The sequence below is a fragment of the Sporosarcina sp. FSL K6-3457 genome, assembly GCF_038007285.1.
Lineage (GTDB): Bacteria > Bacillota > Bacilli > Bacillales_A > Planococcaceae > Sporosarcina.
Genome location: NZ_JBBOWX010000001.1, coordinates 261591 through 278965, shown reverse-complemented (window position 1 = coordinate 278965; position 17375 = coordinate 261591). Strand labels below are relative to the sequence as shown.

The window sequence follows — 17375 nt, the reverse complement described above, 5'->3', positions numbered from 1 at the left end:
AGGCATCACCTCTACAGTAATTTCTTTCTAAAATGTTCACTAATTATCTCAATGATAAAAACAGTACATGCTAAGAGTAGTAAAATGATACCGACATTGGCATAGCTGCGCCAGCCGAGGCTTTCATTTAATAGTAAGCCAATCCCACCCGCACCGACATAGCCCAAAATTGATGCATAGCGAACATTCCCTTCAAAACAGAAGAGCGCAGTGGATAAGTAGTTCGGTAATATTTGTGGAAAAATTGCATATCGAAATGATTGGATAGTAGAGAGCCCCATCGAGTGCATTGCTTCAAAGGCACCCATATCAGCATTTTCGATTTGCTCATAGAGTAGCTTCCCTACATAGGCAATCGTAAATAGAAAGATTGCCACTGTTCCTGCCATCGTGCCAAGTCCGAAGATAAACGTAGCAATGAGTGCGACGATTAAGGTTGGCAATGTGCGTAATAAACTTAAAATGAGTTTACTAGTCACTGTGAGAAAACGATTTTTTATAATATTTGATGCTGCAAGTATGGCTAGTGGAAGGGCGCAAATTGCCCCTAGGATTGAGCCGAGCAGCGACATTTTGATCGTATCAAATAATGGTTTCCATAGCTTTGAAGAGTAGCTCCAATTTGGTGGTATCATATCCTGCAAAATGATGAAAAATTGATGGATTCGTTCGAAAATAACCGATAAGCTAAACCCTGTTAGCCGAATAGACAGATAGGTGAGGATAAGAACACCAAGCAAGAGCAGTGGCGTGTTTGAACGTTTCACAATTACTTCCTTACCATCAGAAAGAGTGATTTTGCTCTCAGGCAAAGGATTCATTCGCATATACTTCTTGCTCCTTCTCTTGTTCTTGACCGCTGTATATTAAAGCAAGCACCTGTTCATCTACATCTGTTACATCTCCATCAAAGACGATTGCACCACCGCGTATACCAATAATGCGTGTTGCGTATGCAAGTGCTAGCTCTACATGGTGGATATTCATAATAATAGTCATATTTAAATCACGATTAATACGTTGGAAATCCTCCATAACTCGCTTCGCTGTAACCGGGTCAAGAGAGGCTACTGGCTCGTCCGCTAATATTATGGCTGGCTTCTGCGCAAGTGTCCGTGCTAGTGCGACACGCTGCTGCTGCCCGCCAGATAACTGGTCCACTCGCACGAAGGCTTTGTCCAAAATACCAAGTTGGTCTAATGCTGTTAGCGCAATTCGCTTTTGCTCTTTTGTAAATATCCCCAAAACTTTACGCCAAAAAGACATTTCCGGCACAAATGATACGAGGACATTTTTTAGAACAGTTACACGTGTGACAAGATTAAAAGACTGAAAGATCATCCCAATATTTCGGCGTAACTTGCGAATACCACTTCCTTTAAGCTTATGTACGTCTACACCGTTTACTTGGAGCGAGCCGTCTGTAATATCGTGCATGCGGTTAACACAGCGAAGTAATGTCGATTTACCCGCTCCAGATAGACCGATGACAGCAACATATTCTCCCTGTTCAATTTGTAAGTTAATATCGTTTAATGCTATAAAACCATTTGGATATTGTTTATGAACGTTTTTAAATGTAATCATCTGGAGGCTCCCATCGTTTTAAAAAATGAGAACATTAGCATCATGTTCTCATTTTTCTATTTCTATTTAGTTCGAGCTAATTTCTTGGACTAGTTTTTGTGCTTTACGTTCCGCGTCGTAATCAGAGTCCTTTGCTTCTTGGTAGCCTTCGTGGCTATAAATTGCAATGACCTCTTTACCTTCAGTGGACTGACCAATAGTAATAAAGGCTTTTTTTAGAGCTGTCTTTAAATCATCATCAATCACTTTGGAGTTTTTGCTAACACTAATTGTGTCATTATAAATAGCAGGCATAACACCGATTAAGTCTGTTTCCTCCCAAATTGAAGCCGAACGGCCAAATTCGGTTGTCCAGCTATCCTCATAGTCACGACGTGCATCTGCATATGTAACTAATAAGTCGGTTTGCCCCGCAGCAAGACGTGCAAATGCACTACCATAAGAATCCGCTTGGACAACATTTGATAATTCAGGAATCGTTTTACCGTATTTTTCGTTTAACCAAAGTGCAGGATAGATATAACCTGCTGGTGAAGAAGAAGACATAACGTTCCAATTTGCATCGTTGACATCCTCAAAAGTAAGCGACTCACCACTATTAACCTTCTGAGCTAACGCCTTCCCTTTTTCAGATGGTCCAGCAACTAAAATAGCACGGTAAGAAGTTGTTTGTTCTGTCGCTGCCTCCGTAGGTTCGTTTTTATTCCAGTCAACTGGATCATCAGAATTATTGCTTAAGCCAGATCTAGTTGCTGTTAAAATAACCTCTGCACTGTCATCATAGAGGACATAAGTACCCCCGGGAATTAAACCAATATCTGTTGTACCAGCTGATAAGGCTTCCCCGACAGCTTCATAGTTCGTACCTACTGTGATTTCGACGTTTTCGATATCATAGCCGAGACCTGCAAGCTCTTCCTTTAGTAACTCCTTAAGTGGCTCAGTCGCCGTAATAATTTCATCTGGATTACGTGAAGGAACGAAGCCAATTGAGAGCTTTTCAATCTTTTTGTTCGTTTCGGTAGTTCCCTGTTCAGTATTTGTTTCCGGTGTTGTTTCTGCCGTTTTTTCTGCTGTTGTCTCAGGGGTATCCTCTCCACAAGCAAGTAAAACAACTGAGAGTAATAAAGTCATTGCAAGTAGGACAATCTTCTTCATATCAATAAACCTCCTCTAATGTGCCTTGCCTGTCCATTGTAAACTAGTAAGTCGGTCATTATATTAACCCACTGTTAAGGTTGTGTAAATTATCCTTTTTCTTCTTCATTTTGATAAAGTCACCTTAGTATAATAGAAGGAAAGTTTAATATGAGGAGGTAGCCATGATGAATAAAAAGAAAATCCAAATTTTGGCGACTAGTGATATTCACGGATATGTGATGCCAACAAGATTTGCACATCATACAAATGAGGCACTTGGCTTAGCGAAAGTCTCTACGATTATTAAAGAAAAGCGATTGCAAGCACCAACGATTTTAATCGATAATGGGGACTTTATTCAAGGTAGCCCGATGACGTACTATCAGCAGAAATATGAAAAAAAAGAGCAAAACGCGATGATTGAAGCAGCTAATGCATTGGAGTATGACGCGCTCATTTTTGGCAATCATGAATTCAATTACGGCAAGGAAGCATTACAGGAGGCAATTCAACAATCTCAATTTCCATGGCTTGCAGCAAATATCCAAAATGAGCATGGAAAAGTCTTTACAAAACCGTATATTATCAAAGAAATTGAAGGGATTCGCTTGGCTATTTTAGGCATGACAACACACTTTGTACCCATCTGGGAGGAGGCCAAGCATATCGAAGGTATTCATTTTCAGGATGCCTTCGAGGCAACACGTCAATGGACAGCTTATATTCATGAGCACGAAAAAGTCGATGTCCTGATTGTTGCCTATCATGGTGGATTTGAACGAGATTTAGCAACAGGAGAATTAGTAGAGGCAGATACAGGGGAGAATCAGGGATACCAGATTTGTAAGGAAATTGAAGGCATCGATATTTTTATTTCTGGGCATCAGCATAGAGAAATTGCGACAAAGCTATTTGACAAATCCGTTGTTCAGCCAGGTACAAAGGGGATTTGTCTAGCTTCTATTGAACTTACAGTCGAGGTAGATGACAAGGATAATATTATAGCTGTTACCCATGAGCCTTTCTTAATTTATCTAGGAGAAGAAACACCTGTTGATGCGGCAATCGCTCAATTGAATACTCCTATCTACCAACGAACAGAAAAGTGGTTAGATGAAGCAATCGGAACTGTAAAAGGTGATATTCGTTTAAAAAATGCATTCGATGCCCGTGTTCATGGACATGCCTATGTCGAATTTATCAATAAAATTCAAATGGCCGTATCAGGCGCTTCTATATCGGCTACCTCACTCTTTCATGATGAGGAGGGTGGACTGCCAAATGAAGTGACAATGCGCGATATTGTGACGAACTATATTTATCCCAATACGTTAAAAGTGCTTAGACTGAGCGGCAATGATATTTTGCAGGCACTTGAACAATGTGCATCATACTTTACAATCGAGAACGGACGGCTCGCCGTATCGCCGAGTTTTAAGTATCCGAAGGCACAACCCTATAACTACGATATGTGGGCAGGCATCGAATACACATTTAATATTTCAATGCCAGTAGGCGGACGTGTAACGACATTAACGAGAAAAGGTGAACGACTCGATTTAGATGCAGAGTTTGACGTCGTGATGAACAGTTACCGTGCAACAGGGGCTGGTAACTTTGATATGTTTAAAAACTGCCCTACTATAAAGGATATTCAAACAGATATGACGGAGATTATTGCCGACTACTTCCAGCAACACCCGGTAATCGAGGCGACGTGTAATCATAATTGGAAAGTGATTTACTAGATGTAAACTTTCAGACAATATTCTGCTACAATGAAAGCTAGTAGAAGGAGGGATTTTGTTATGCGATTAACCGTTTACCTAGCTGGAGAAATCCACAGTTCATGGCGTGAGGAAGTCAAACTGAAAGTTGCAGCACTGGACTTGCCCATCGACTTCGTAGGGCCAATGGAAGACCATGACCGTTCCGACAACATCGGAGAAGAAATTTTAGGCAAGCAGCCGAGCGCTATTTTCAAAGATGTCGCGGCGTCCAGCTTCAATAATTTGCGTACCGAGCTTTTAATGAAGAAAGCCGATGTCGTCATTGCTCTTTTCGGGGAGAAATACAAACAATGGAACACCGCAATGGATGCCAGCGCTGCCGTTGCATTTGGCAAGCCACTCATCCTAATTCGCAACGAAGCGCATCACCACGCACTCAAAGAACTATCCCGTAAAGCCCACGTCACTGTCGAAACCGTCGACCAAGCCGTGAAGGCATTACATTATATTTTTGAATGACATCAAATGGACCTCTCTTCAACGAGGTCCATTTGTCATTTACAAACTCTTAACATACCCTTCACACTCTCTCAACACTCTTTGTTTATCATAAAGAAAGCAAGGGTGATGACAATTATAATTCGACTAAATATAGCTCCAAACATTAATAAGGAGGATACTCATGACCTTACAATTAGAGCGTAAAAAGGATGTACAATTTCAAGTTATGAAAAATGCAAATTGGAATAAACCTGTCTACGAAACAAATGGATTGAACCTTTGGTACGGATCTTCTCACGCACTCAAAAATGTTGATCTATCGATTAACGAAAAAGAAGTGACAGCTATTATCGGTCCTTCTGGCTGTGGTAAATCTACTTATTTAAAAACACTAAACCGAATGGTCGAGCTCGTACCGGACGTCACTATTTCTGGGAACCTAACCTTCCAAGGTAATAATATTCTCGGCAAGGCGATGCCTGTTGAATTATTACGCTCCAAAGTCGGTATGGTATTCCAAAAGCCAAACCCATTTCCAAAATCGATTTATGAAAATGTAGCGTTTGGCCCTAAAATTCACGGTATCCGCAACAAAGCTATGCTTGATATGGTTGTCGAAGATAGCTTGCGCAAAGCTGCCTTGTGGGATGAAGTAAAAGATCGCCTACACAAAAGCGCCTATGGACTTTCTGGTGGCCAGCAACAGCGCCTATGTATTGCCCGCTGTCTTGCGGTTGATCCAGAAGTCATTCTAATGGACGAGCCAACATCGGCACTCGATCCCGTTTCTACCCATAAAGTAGAAGAACTGATCGACAGCATTAAAAACGATGTCACTATCGCCATCGTTACTCATAATATGCAGCAGGCTGCTAGAATCTCAGATCGTACTGCTTTTTTCCTCAATGGAGAAATTGTTGAATGTGATCGAACATCTACCATTTTTAACAATCCAACTGACCCACTAACAAATGATTATATTAACGGACGTTTTGGTTAATATTAAAATACAATCTTTCAGTAAGGTCATCTGACGATAAGCGATTATCCTCAGTTGACCTTTTTCATTTCCAAACGTCAGACCAAAATTTCGTTTTACAAAACCTTTACACTTTCATCATACTCACTTTACATTCAACGCTTATACTAACATTTGAAAGAGCAAATCTTTCAAAAAAAAGATCCGTTTTAGGGAGGACAATTAGAATGAATTTCAAAAAGTATCTTCTGTTTTTAGTACTGGCTGCACTAGCTGTAGTCGTCGCAGCATGTGGGGCGGATTCAAATGAAGGCAACACAGATTCAACAACACCAGCACCAGCAACTGAAAACGAAGGCAATAACGAAGATGATAGTAAAGCAGCTGATTTAGAAGGTAGTGTAACGATTGATGGTTCAGGAACGGTTTATCCGTTAATGGCTAGAATCGCTGAAGAATATATGGTAACTGAACAAGAAAATGTATCTGTTGAAGTAAGCCGCGCAGGAACAAGCGCTGGATTCAAAAAGTTCTTAGTTGAAAACGGCACAGACTTTAACGATGCTTCCCGTAATATCAAAGATGAAGAACAAGCTGAAGCAGATGCACTTGGCATCGAAGTGAAAGAGTTAAAAGTAGCATTGGACGGCTTAACATTCGTCATTAACAAGGACAATGACTGGGCTACAGAAATGACACCTGAACAACTTATCAGCATCTTTAAAGCCGATAGTGGAGTAGTAAAGTGGTCTGACATCAATCCAGACTGGCCTGCTGAAGACATTAAGGCAATGGGGCCAAATGAAAACCATGGAACATATGAGTTCTTCTATGAAAGTATTCTTGATAAGCAAGACCTAGTTAGCACTGTCAACCTTCAACAAGATTACTCAACACTTGTTAACCTAGTATCTGAAGACAAAAATGGTATTGCATTCTTCGGATTTGGTTACTACGTCAACAATCAAGATAAGTTAGGTGCAGTACATGTAGACTTCGGAAACGGTGCAATTGAACCATCACTTGATACAATTTCAGAGGATGGCGACTATGCTGATTTCACACGCCCTGTCTTCACTTATCTGAATGTGGATAATGCAAAAGCCAAGCCACAAGTACTTGACTACGCGATCTACGCGATGAACAACGTCAATACTTTCGCAGGCGAAACAGGATTCGCACCAATTCCTGATGCAGAAGCAAAAGCAAACGTTGATTTCTTGAACGGCTTGAAATAATCCCAAATTAGATGCCTAACTTGTATCAGTAGAGAACTTCTGCTGATTCACGTTAGGCTCATCTTCTTATAATACTTATATGCGATAGAAGGAGTGCTTCGCACAATGCCCACGAACAATAAAGATCTCAATATACGGGAATTGATTGAACAAAAAAGACAATCTAGAAATATCAAAGAACTATTCGAAAAATCAATTCCTTTCTTTCTTTTTTTAATCGCATCCGTATCAGTTCTAACAACTATCGGGATTATCTTCACATTACTATCAGAAACGATTGAGTTTTTCAAACGTGTACCAATTGTCGATTTTTTCACTGGCACTGTGTTAAAACCATTAAGCCAGACGCCTGAATTCGGCGTGCTTCCACTCATCATGGGAACTGTTACTTCTTCGTTAATTGCCATGCTTGTTGCCGTGCCTATCGGACTGATGACAGCCATTTATTTGAGTGAATACGCATCAGATCGTGTAAGGAAAGTCGTGAAACCACTACTAGAGATTCTTGCAGGTGTTCCAACGATCGTCTATGGTTTCTTTGCGTTTACCTTTGTCACACCGATATTGCGTGAATTAATTCCCAGCCTACAGGCTACAAATATTCTAAGTCCCGGCATTGTCATGGGCGTTATGATCATTCCGATGATTGCCTCTTTATCAGAAGATGCAATGAGTTCTGTTCCACAAGCAATGCGTGAAGGAGCACTCGGTTTAGGTGCGACCAAGCTGGAAGTGACAAGAAAAGTCGTCATTCCTGCGGCTTTATCAGGTATCATCGCCTCTTTCGTATTAGGTATATCACGTGCAATTGGTGAAACTATGATTGTGACCATTGCAAGTGGTAGTACAAAGAATTTCACATTCGACATCACACAGTCTATGCAAACGATGACCGCTTATATTGTCGAAGTAACAGGCGGAGATGCGGCTACTGGATCGACTGTTTACTATAGTCTTTATGCAGTTGCCATGACACTGTTTATGTTCACACTCATTATGAATATCATTGCAAGAACTGTTTCTCGTAAATTTAGGGAGGAATATTAATATGGAGCAAGCGAATAGCGGTGGCGTTACGTGGAGAATGAATGCCAGATTACTACTGAATAACGTGGCTAAATTCATTTTTCTATTATCCACACTTTTTGGTCTCGTTATCCTGTCCGTCTTAATCTATCGTGTCGTATCCCAGGGGATTGGCTGGATCAATATGGACTTTCTAACAGGTAAACTATCTACACAGCCTGAACGTGCTGGTATTATGGGTGCTATTCTCGGTACTGCCTGGTTAATGTTCGTTGTTGTCCCTGTCACCCTATTCTTAGGTGTTGGAACAGCACTTTACTTAGAACTATATGCGAAAAAAGGTCGACTACAGGCATTAATTCAAACAAATATCGCAAACTTAGCGGGCGTTCCATCTATTGTTTACGGGATTTTAGGAATGACTGTTTTTGTCAGAGCACTACATTTCGGTAATATTGTATTAGCAGGCGGCCTAACAATGGCGTTGCTTATTCTGCCAATTGTCATTGTCGCTAGTCAAGAAGCCATTCGTGCGGTACCCAATCATTTAAGTGAAGCTTCTTATGGAATGGGCGCTACTAAGTGGCAAACAATTAAAACAACCATATTACCTGTTGCGCTTCCTGGTATACTAACAGGCGCAATTTTATCATTATCACGTGCCATCGGTGAAACAGCACCATTGGTCGTCATCGGGATTCCCGCGTTATTACTTCCCTTCCCAGGAGGTATTTTCGACAAATTTACAGTACTACCGATGCAGATTTATTATTGGACACTTGACTCTTCATTAGTTGCAGAATATGCCAACCTAGCTGCTGCAACGATTATCGTCCTACTTGTAGCTTTACTCATCTTGAACTCGACAGCTATCGTAATCCGAAATAAATTTCAAAAAAGATTTTAAGTGCAATCTATATAGAAAGAAGCCTTGAGACCCAACTCTCGAGGCTTCTTTATGATTTTCCGACGACCTATCTCCTGGTCCCTTTTTACTCTATCCAAATCACCAGCAAAACTGGAAATCCCTTCATTCAAGGTATTTCCAGTCCACTACTTCTTTCTTATTCCGTTCCCATTTCTTTACGAACAACGTCAGCAATCCGTTCAACGTGGCGTTCGCAATCCTCTTCCATTGACGCTTCTACCATGACCCGAACAAGTGGCTCAGTACCTGAAGGACGAACTAGTACACGGCCATCGCCAGCCATTTCCTGTTCAACTTCCGCAATGACTTCCGCCACTCGCACATTCTCTGTGACTGCATTTTTATCGGTTACACGAATATTAACCAATCTTTGTGGATAAATCGTCATTTCACTAGCAAGATCAGATAATTTTCGTCCTGTGCGCTTCATTATATTAACTAGTTGGAGGCCTGTTAGTAGTCCATCCCCCGTTGTATTATAATCAAGGAAAACAATATGACCCGATTGCTCGCCGCCTAAATTATAATTGTTTTTCCGCATTTCTTCCACAACATAGCGATCACCGACAGCTGTTGCTACACTTTTTATATCATATTTTTCAAGTGCTTTGTAAAAGCCCAAATTACTCATGATTGTCGAAACAACTGTACTCGATTTCAATCGGCCTTCCGAATGGAGGTGACGGGCAATGATATACATAATCTGATCGCCATCCACCACTTTACCGTTCTCATCAACTGCAATCAGACGATCACCGTCTCCATCAAACGCTAAGCCGATATGAGCACCTTTTTCGATAACAAATTTACCTAATCCTTCAGGATGGGTCGAACCAACACCGTCATTGATGTTCAAACCATTTGGCGAAGCACCCATCGTTGACAGGTCTGCATCAAGATCCGCAAATAGATGTGTCGCAAGCGGCGATGTTGCCCCATGCGCACAGTCCAACGCCACGTGAATACCCGTGAATTCCTCATCAACTGTCTGTTTAAGGTATTGAATATATTTATGGCCGCCTTCAAAGTATTCCGTGATGGATCCAACATCTGCCCCTGTCGGACGTGACAGCGTATCTTCCTGTGCGTTTAGCAGTTGTTCAATTTCCTCTTCCTGCTCATCCGTCAATTTATAGCCATCAGCACCGAAAAACTTGATACCATTGTCTTCGACTGGATTATGTGAAGCCGAAATCATGATGCCGGCCTGCGCATTCATCACTCGAGTCAGGTAAGCAACACCCGGTGTACTAATAACTCCTAGCGTCATTACTTCGATACCTGTCGATAAAAGTCCTGCTATCAAAGCGTTTTCAAGCATCTGGCCAGAGATACGTGTATCTCTACCGACAAGTACCTGTGACTTTCCTTGCGCCTCTTTCGTTAGCACATGACCACCGACCCTACCGAGCTTAAAAGCGAGCTCCGGCGTCAATTCTATATTTGCAACTCCACGGACACCATCTGTTCCGAAATACTTTGTCATTTCCATTCTCCCTTTCAACCCTGTACATTCAGTCGAATCCTCAGGCGAGTTCAATATGCATCGTTACTTCATCATCTGAAAGTTTCCAGTTCACATCTGGAGGACCTTCTACAGAAACAAGGAGAATTTTTTCCCCTTCAGCTATCGTCTCCGTCGCATCAATATAGACAGTGAAATCAGATTTTTCTAACTCATCAATCACATTTTGTTTTGCCGTGACAGTGAGTGCAACCAATCCAGCTTCCGGCTTGACAAATGAACTAACAAATTTTTTATCAAGCCCTTTTACCGTAATCGGAATGTCGTAAAATTCCTTCGTTGCAACTTCCTCGCCATCCGCCGGCACGTCCGGAGCGGCTTCCTCTACCTCTATATCAGTATCCGAATCTGTTTCAGATTCAGACACTGTTGCCTCTATTTTCACTTCGATTTTATCCAAAGACATATGTGTAACACCTTTTGGTTTTTTCAATTCCACATCCAATGTTCCCTGCCCCTGCACCTCAGACACATCCACATCAATGTTGAATTCTTGAATTAAATCCAAAACTTTACGCGGTCCAGACAGACGAATCATTTTTTCCTCTGCCGTTATCGTATCGACACTGACCCCCGTACTTGGTACGCCACGACTCCTCAATACGAGTGGGACTTCTTTATTATATTCAGTCACTTCCACTTTGACAGTTACCTGCTCAGGAACAATTGTCACATTCAATTTCGTCAAATCCCTATCGAGCACGCGAACTCCCGCCTGCTGTTCAAACGACTTATTGATCCCCTTTTCCCCAGTGACAGATGCTTTCACAAAGCTAATCGATTCAATGACACTCTTCGCACCTGTCACCTCGATTGTTTTCGGAACGACATCTATTCTGTCAACATGGAAATCTTCAGCCAGTAAACGCTCATTTAACTCCGGATCCACTCTGAAGGTTTGTGTGATTTTTTCTTCAATGACAACCTCAACTGTTGCCGGGTCTATGCGTACCCGTAATTTTTCAGAAATATTCTCAGATTTAATCTCAACTATATGCCGTCCCAACGGTAAATCCCGTAAATCTACTTTCAGTGTGAAATCCTTCAACAACTTTGTCGATTGAACCATATTTCTCGGCCCGTCTATTGCCATATCAACCTTTTCTGGTACACCAGTTACAACTAGATTTTCATTGTCATAAAAGACATCCACTGGGATATCACGGATGACATCCTGCGCGTCACCGACAGCATTATCCTCTTCTGCCTTATTGACAGAAACAAACATAACAATAGCAAGAAACAGGGCTGTAAGTCGAAGAAACCATGGGGTATCCATTAATTTATCCATTTTTTCTCCCCCACTTCCAAATGGAGTGTTCAATCTGCTCTGGCGCTGAACCAAACCATACTTTACGTAACCGTGCCTCAAATTCCTCCATGCTTAAATTCCGATCTAAATCACCAGCGGCTGTAATACTAACAGCACCTGTTTCCTCCGATACAATTACCGTAATCGCATCCGTGACTTCACTCAGCCCAATTGCAGCCCGATGTCGTGTCCCAAGTTCTTTTGAGATAAATGAACTCTCCGACAATGGCAAGTAGCATCCTGCAGCTGCAATTTGGTTTTTTTGAAAAATCACTGCACCATCATGAAGCGGTGTATTCGGGATAAATATATTTATCAATAGTTCAGATGTTATATCTGCATGTAACGGGATCCCTGTTTCGATATATTCACTAAGTCCCGTTTCCTTTTCAATTGAAATAAGTGCACCAATTCGACGTTTTGCCATATAACTCACGGACTTCGTAATAGCGCCCATCAGTCGCTCTCTTTCTTCCTCTTCTTGTACATTTGTTCGCGCAAATAGACGTCCCCTACCAAGTTGCTCAAGTGCACGCCTTAGCTCGGGCTGGAAGATAATAATGATTGCTAAAAAGCCAAAGGGGAGTACTTGGTCCATCAAAAATCGAAGGGTATCGAGACTAAATACATCTGTCATGACACGGACGATAATAATAACCAATATTCCTTTTAACAACTGGACGGCTTTTGTTCCTTTAATAATCTTCATCAGTTGATAAAAAACAAACCAGACGAGAAGCACATCCACTATATTAACGAGTGCCGCGACTGGACTCAGATCGATTAATTCTCCCCATTTGGGCATGTGCTTCGCCTACCTTCTTACACAATTTCGTATGCGTACAGTATATCATAACAGCACTAGTCTATGCTCCCTTGAAACCAATCACGCCTCGGAGTGATTGCGTCCGGAGTCTAGGCTCCGACTGAATTCGGATAAAAACAAAAACGACTGAACGTCCGCCTATCGCGGTTCGTATCAGTCGCTTTATTCACTCTACAGCCGGATCATCTTTTGTGGAAGCTGGAAAAATATCTGTTACTGTTTTTTTCATTTTATACCAAAGCCAGTCAAATACTTTATCAATCTCCTCGCTCTTCCCTGTTACAATTGCCGTCGACGCCATATATTTAGACCCTCGAATGACAGTGACATTACCATCCACTTGTCCTTCGATTCGCAGTGTACCATTTTTCACAATGATATCACCTTTTACAGTTTCACCTTCCGGTACGAGTACGGTTTGGCCTTCGACAATTAAATTAGGTTGCTTGGTTACTGAAAATTGCTGGTCATTGCCATAACTTGAAAAGAGTGATGCACTCATTAGAATGATAAACATCGCTGCTGCTGCAAAAAATGGATGCTTACGTAGCAAACGTTGGAAGCCTGCTTGGGATTTCTCCTTAGGAAGACGCGCCATGACACCATCCACAAAGTGATTTGGTGCCTGTATTTGAGCTGCGCTACCTATAAATGCAATCGACTCAGTTAGTCCATTCATAATTTCCTTGCATTGCGCACAGCTATCCATATGCTGCTTTAACTCCCGCTCCTCAGCGCGGCTTATGTCACCGTCTAAATACGCGTGCATATAATGAACGATGTGTTCCGGACACGTATTCATACCTTTTCCCTCCTACATATTACTCATCTGCTTACGCAGTGCTTCCCGCCCACGATGGACACGGGTTTTTACAGTGCCTAATGGCAGTTTCAAAATATCGCCAATTTCCTGCAATGGCAATTCCTCGATATACCTTAAAATAATTACTGAACGATATTTATCTGGAAGCCTACCTATTTCATAATGAATCCGTTCCTGCATTTCCATTTTTTCGACTTGTTCCTCTGGTAATTCACCAGGGGAGGCAATTTGTGAATACATATTCAGCCCTTCTGTACCTGGGACTTCCGCATCGAGATAATAATCCGGTTTCTTTTTTCGAATACGATCGATACATAAATTAGTCGCAATCCGAAACAGCCATGTTGAAAATTTCCGGTTTTGATCGTACGTATGGATATTTGTATAGGCACGTACAAACGCTTCCTGGGCGATATCTTCCGCCTCCTGCGCGTTGCCAAGCATCCTGTAACATACCTGGTACAGACGATGCTGAAATAGGGTCACAATCTCTTCAAAAGCGTCCTGATGACCTTTCAAAACTTCATTTACTCGTTTATTAACCAAATCATCCAATGTTCATTCACCCTCCGCTCTATGCGGCTGTCTCTTCTATACGTATGAAGGTGTCGACAGGTTTCATTTTTTTAAAAATCAATTATGCCTCGGCATAATTGCGTCCAAATTTTGAATTGCGCTTGCGCAATTAACTCCTTTCAAAATTTGTGACATCCGCCGGAGGCCTCTTAACTTGAATTCGCAGGAACTTCTGCGAATTCAAGTTAATTTTATTTTAACAGAAATGATAGACCTTTTCCTCCTTCTTGCCAGAATAGTTTTAATTGACAATAGCACCTATGTATTGAAATCAAAAATGCCAAGAAGAAATTGAATTCCTCCATGGCATTTCTATAAGTTATAGTAATTTTTCTCCGAATAACGAGCCCATTAAACCAACTGCGACGTCTGCTGTTTTATTCTTTTCATCCAAAATCGGATTCACTTCCACAAATTCAGCTGAAGTAATCAGTCCAGAGTCTTCTAACATTTCCATTGCCAAATGGCTTTCTCTGTAACTGATGCCACCTGGTACCGGCGTTCCAACTCCCGGCGTGTATAGCGGGTCAAGTCCATCAAGATCGAGGGACAGATGCACACCATCGACATCCCGTGAACGCAAATAAGCAATCACCTCTTCCATAACCGCCGTCATCCCATCACGATCGATTTCATGCATCGTGAATACTTTAATGCCTTGCTCTTTGATCAATTGACGTTCACCCGGATCAACAGAACGCGCTCCGATGATAATCACATTCTCCGGCTTAATCTTCTGCTTTGCACTATATAAATTAACGAGACCCTCATGTCCAAGCCCGATACTAGCAGCAAGTGGCATACCATGAATATTGCCTGACGGTGATGTCTCTGCTGTATTCAAGTCAGCATGTGCATCGTACCAAATAACGCCAAGATTGCTGTATTTATCAGAAAGACCCGCTAGTGTTCCGATAGCGATACTATGATCTCCACCTAATACAAGTGGGAATCTACCTGCCTCGACCACTTCCGCCACCTTCATCGCAAGTGCCGTATTCGCTTGAATAACCTCATCCAAGTTTTTCAATGTCGAATCGCTATGCTCCTTGCGCTTCGCAACATCTACTTGGATATCCCCTTCATCCATCACTTGGTGACCAATCGCTTCAATTCTTCCGACAGCACCCGCATAACGAATAGCACTCGGCCCCATATCTACCCCGCGGCGACTTTGACCAAAATCAAGCGGTACCCCAATAATTGAAATAGCTAGTTGCTCCATATCCAAATACCTCCCCTTCACAATATCTCTATTGTAAGTCCCAGAGAGGCTTTGACTCAACTCGACAACTTTCTGAATATTTATTCGCTATTCATGCTTTTTTCATAAAGGATTCGCAACCCTCTGGAGATATCGGCTTGTTGTAATAATAACCTTGCCCCTCACGACAGCCCAATTCTTTCAAAATAGCGACTTGTTCTCCGAACTCAACACCTTCTGCGATGACATTCAGGCCCACTATATCCGCCAAGGTCACAATCGCCCCGACTATCGCTCGACTCTCTTCACTCTCGTGTATCTCTCGAATAAAAGACATATCGATTTTCAATATATCGGCAGGTAACTCTTGAATATAGCTAAATGTACTATAGCCTGTTCCAAAATCATCAATCGACACAGTAATACCTAGTTCCCTTATTTCCCGAACCGTCTTCCGCATATCTTTCCGATTCGCAAATGCACTTTCAGTTAACTCAATTTCGATCAAATTTGGTGTAATTCCGGTTTCATCAAGAATTTCTGTAATTGTTTTGACAATCGTCGACTCTTCCAATTGGACAGCAGACATATTAATAGCCGTCCTAAAGGGCTGATATCCGCTATCTTGCCACTTTTTAGCCTGCGTGCAAGCTTCGCGTAAAATCCATTCTCCAAGTGGAAGGATAATTTTTGTCTCTTCCGCCACTGGAATGAATCGATCAGGTGGTATCCTTCCAAGATCAGGGTGATTCCATCTGACAAGCGCCTCAACTCCAGTCAGTTCGCCCGTCGTCAAATTCACCTTCGGTTGATAATCAAGATTAAAATGACCGAGCTGCACACTTTTCCTCAACTCATTTTCCAATAAAATCCGTTCCAATGTTTTAGTAGCCGTACCATGTTGGTACATTTCAAAACCACTACCGCCATGGGACTTCGCACTACTGAGCGCTTTTTCCGCTTTCATGACCAACTCAGATGATTTCGTAGCATGTTCAGGGTAAAGTGCTATACCAAAACTTACTGACGGTACATGCGACTGCCCCATCAACTCAATCGGTTCCTCAAGGCATTGTTTAACTTCCTGCGTCATTTGTTCAGCATGTTCGGCATCCTTTATGTTTTTTAACAGCAGCGCAAACTCATCACCTGAGAGCCTTCCTATGATATGTTTTCCTTGAAGCATGTCCTTTAACCTTTTTGCAATAACCGACAAAACGTAATCACCTGCCTCATGACCAAATGAGTCATTCACATAACGAAAGCGATCGATATTCAGATAAACAAAGGCTAAATTCACCCCAGTGTCAGTCGCCTTCGTCACCTCTTCGTTCAACATTTTGCGAACTGAAGTCCTGTTCGGTAAATTCGTCAATTGATCATAGTACACAAGATCCTGCGTCATTTGCTCAGACTCTTTGCGTGATGTAATGTCATACCGAATCGATATATATTGATAGGGCTTCCCTTTTTCATTAAAAAACGGAACGATGATTGTATCTACCCAATAATAAGATCCATCTTTTGCCTTATTGCGAATTTCTCCACGCCACGTCTTTCCCCGCCCTATCGTTGCCCACATATTTCTAAAGAATTCAAGGGGGTGATAGCCAGAGTTGACAATTCGATGAGTGGTGCCAATCAATTCCTCCGTGCTATATTGTGATATTTTCGTGAATAACTCATTCGCATATATAATTTTCCCTGTACGATCTGTAATCGCCAAAATAGCAGACTGATCCAGTGCATGTGCAATATCCCTAAGTATTTTCTCCTCGCTACGGCTACCACCATGGCGAATTAGTTCTTGTATCATTTCATAAGCTTCCTGCATGCAGTCACCTCTCATCTAGACATTTGAAGTTTTTTTAGTATATAAGCCGACGTAAAGTATGCCATTAAATTAAAGTTCATCTTTTCTATTAGTCTACTATTAATAAATCTTTTTTAAACACATAACGCTTAGTTTACGCAATAAAA

The 17375-nt window shown here is 41.7% G+C and carries 16 protein-coding genes; 6 read left to right on the top strand and 10 right to left on the bottom strand.

The features are described from left to right. Positions 1-11: 11 nt before the first annotated feature. The 3 genes from phnE to N1I80_RS01410 form a co-directional block, all read right to left on the bottom strand. Positions 12-827 carry a phosphonate ABC transporter, permease protein PhnE gene (gene phnE, locus N1I80_RS01420; protein ID WP_340736192.1) on the bottom strand — a complete coding sequence of 272 codons (816 nt, stop codon included), beginning with the start codon at positions 825-827 and terminating at the stop codon, positions 12-14. Next, the gene (gene phnC / locus N1I80_RS01415) at positions 805-1587 is read right to left on the bottom strand and encodes a phosphonate ABC transporter ATP-binding protein (RefSeq protein WP_340736191.1); all 783 of its coding nucleotides are present in this window, start codon (positions 1585-1587) and stop codon (positions 805-807) included. Before phnC ends, phnE begins: the two co-directional genes overlap by 23 nt. Before the next feature lie 66 nt (positions 1588-1653). Further along, on the bottom strand, positions 1654-2745 hold the full coding sequence (locus N1I80_RS01410; RefSeq protein WP_340736190.1) for a phosphate/phosphite/phosphonate ABC transporter substrate-binding protein: 1092 nt from the start codon (positions 2743-2745) through the stop codon (positions 1654-1656). A 167-nt stretch (positions 2746-2912) separates the two neighbouring features. On the opposite strand from N1I80_RS01410, the gene N1I80_RS01405 reads away from it, so the two are divergent. From N1I80_RS01405 to pstA, 6 genes are all read left to right on the top strand, one after another. Further along, a complete protein-coding gene (locus tag N1I80_RS01405) occupies positions 2913-4475 on the top strand; it encodes a bifunctional metallophosphatase/5'-nucleotidase (protein WP_445683626.1) in 1563 nt (520 codons plus the stop codon). A 60-nt stretch (positions 4476-4535) separates the two neighbouring features. Beyond that, positions 4536-4976 carry a YtoQ family protein gene (locus tag N1I80_RS01400; RefSeq protein WP_340736188.1) on the top strand — a complete coding sequence of 147 codons (441 nt, stop codon included), beginning with the start codon at positions 4536-4538 and terminating at the stop codon, positions 4974-4976. 163 nt (positions 4977-5139) lie between these two features. Then, on the top strand, positions 5140-5958 hold the full coding sequence (gene pstB / locus N1I80_RS01395) for a phosphate ABC transporter ATP-binding protein PstB (protein ID WP_445683625.1): 819 nt from the start codon (positions 5140-5142) through the stop codon (positions 5956-5958). Between the two features lie 206 nt (positions 5959-6164). Further along, a complete protein-coding gene (locus N1I80_RS01390) occupies positions 6165-7175 on the top strand; it encodes a PstS family phosphate ABC transporter substrate-binding protein (RefSeq protein ID WP_340736187.1) in 1011 nt (336 codons plus the stop codon). A gap of 105 nt (positions 7176-7280) precedes the next feature. After that, positions 7281-8222 (top strand): phosphate ABC transporter permease subunit PstC, encoded by a 942-nt coding sequence (pstC, locus tag N1I80_RS01385; protein WP_340736186.1) that lies wholly within the window; start codon positions 7281-7283, stop codon positions 8220-8222. 1 nt (position 8223) lies between these two features. Then, positions 8224-9108, top strand: a complete 885-nt coding sequence (pstA, locus tag N1I80_RS01380) for a phosphate ABC transporter permease PstA (protein ID WP_340736185.1) — start codon at positions 8224-8226, stop codon at positions 9106-9108. A 157-nt stretch (positions 9109-9265) separates the two neighbouring features. On the opposite strand, the gene glmM is transcribed toward pstA, so the two are convergent. From glmM to N1I80_RS01345, 7 genes are all read right to left on the bottom strand, one after another. After that, positions 9266-10615: a phosphoglucosamine mutase gene (gene glmM / locus N1I80_RS01375; protein ID WP_340736184.1), complete on the bottom strand. Its 1350-nt coding sequence runs from the start codon at positions 10613-10615 to the stop codon at positions 9266-9268. Between the two features lie 40 nt (positions 10616-10655). Then, a complete protein-coding gene (locus N1I80_RS01370; protein ID WP_340736183.1) occupies positions 10656-11945 on the bottom strand; it encodes a CdaR family protein in 1290 nt (429 codons plus the stop codon). Next, positions 11938-12771, bottom strand: a complete 834-nt coding sequence (gene cdaA, locus N1I80_RS01365) for a diadenylate cyclase CdaA (RefSeq protein WP_340736182.1) — start codon at positions 12769-12771, stop codon at positions 11938-11940. Before cdaA ends, N1I80_RS01370 begins: the two co-directional genes overlap by 8 nt. Positions 12772-12958: 187 nt before the next feature. Further along, a complete protein-coding gene (locus tag N1I80_RS01360; protein ID WP_340736181.1) occupies positions 12959-13594 on the bottom strand; it encodes an anti-sigma factor family protein in 636 nt (211 codons plus the stop codon). Positions 13595-13606: 12 nt separating this feature from the next. Then, complete coding sequence (gene sigW, locus N1I80_RS01355; RefSeq protein WP_340736180.1) at positions 13607-14170, bottom strand: RNA polymerase sigma factor SigW; 564 nt, start codon at positions 14168-14170, stop codon at positions 13607-13609. A 340-nt stretch (positions 14171-14510) separates the two neighbouring features. Further along, positions 14511-15416 (bottom strand): arginase, encoded by a 906-nt coding sequence (rocF, locus tag N1I80_RS01350; protein ID WP_340736179.1) that lies wholly within the window; start codon positions 15414-15416, stop codon positions 14511-14513. A 91-nt stretch (positions 15417-15507) separates the two neighbouring features. Then, entirely contained in the window at positions 15508-17211 is a 1704-nt protein-coding gene (locus N1I80_RS01345) for a putative bifunctional diguanylate cyclase/phosphodiesterase (protein WP_340736178.1), read from the bottom strand. Between the last annotated feature and the right edge of the window lie 164 nt (positions 17212-17375).

Bases quoted from the DNA above. Each gene is read 5' to 3' on its own strand.
- N1I80_RS01410 (WP_340736190.1), bottom strand. From the start codon at position 2,745: ATGAAGAAGATTGTCCTACTTGCAATGACTTTATTACTCTCAGTTGTT.
- glmM (WP_340736184.1), bottom strand. From the start codon at position 10,615: ATGACAAAGTATTTCGGAACAGATGGTGTCCGTGGAGTTGCAAATATA.
- cdaA (WP_340736182.1), bottom strand. From the start codon at position 12,771: ATGCCCAAATGGGGAGAATTAATCGATCTGAGTCCAGTCGCGGCACTC.
- rocF (WP_340736179.1), bottom strand. From the start codon at position 15,416: ATGGAGCAACTAGCTATTTCAATTATTGGGGTACCGCTTGATTTTGGT.
- pstA (WP_340736185.1), top strand. From the start codon at position 8,224: ATGGAGCAAGCGAATAGCGGTGGCGTTACGTGGAGAATGAATGCCAGA.
- N1I80_RS01360 (WP_340736181.1), bottom strand. From the start codon at position 13,594: ATGAATACGTGTCCGGAACACATCGTTCATTATATGCACGCGTATTTA.
- N1I80_RS01345 (WP_340736178.1), bottom strand. From the start codon at position 17,211: ATGATACAAGAACTAATTCGCCATGGTGGTAGCCGTAGCGAGGAGAAA.
- N1I80_RS01405 (WP_445683626.1), top strand. From the start codon at position 2,913: ATGAATAAAAAGAAAATCCAAATTTTGGCGACTAGTGATATTCACGGA.
- N1I80_RS01400 (WP_340736188.1), top strand. From the start codon at position 4,536: ATGCGATTAACCGTTTACCTAGCTGGAGAAATCCACAGTTCATGGCGT.
- phnC (WP_340736191.1), bottom strand. From the start codon at position 1,587: ATGATTACATTTAAAAACGTTCATAAACAATATCCAAATGGTTTTATA.
- N1I80_RS01370 (WP_340736183.1), bottom strand. From the start codon at position 11,945: ATGGATAAATTAATGGATACCCCATGGTTTCTTCGACTTACAGCCCTG.
- pstC (WP_340736186.1), top strand. From the start codon at position 7,281: ATGCCCACGAACAATAAAGATCTCAATATACGGGAATTGATTGAACAA.
- phnE (WP_340736192.1), bottom strand. From the start codon at position 827: ATGCGAATGAATCCTTTGCCTGAGAGCAAAATCACTCTTTCTGATGGT.
- N1I80_RS01390 (WP_340736187.1), top strand. From the start codon at position 6,165: ATGAATTTCAAAAAGTATCTTCTGTTTTTAGTACTGGCTGCACTAGCT.
- pstB (WP_445683625.1), top strand. From the start codon at position 5,140: ATGACCTTACAATTAGAGCGTAAAAAGGATGTACAATTTCAAGTTATG.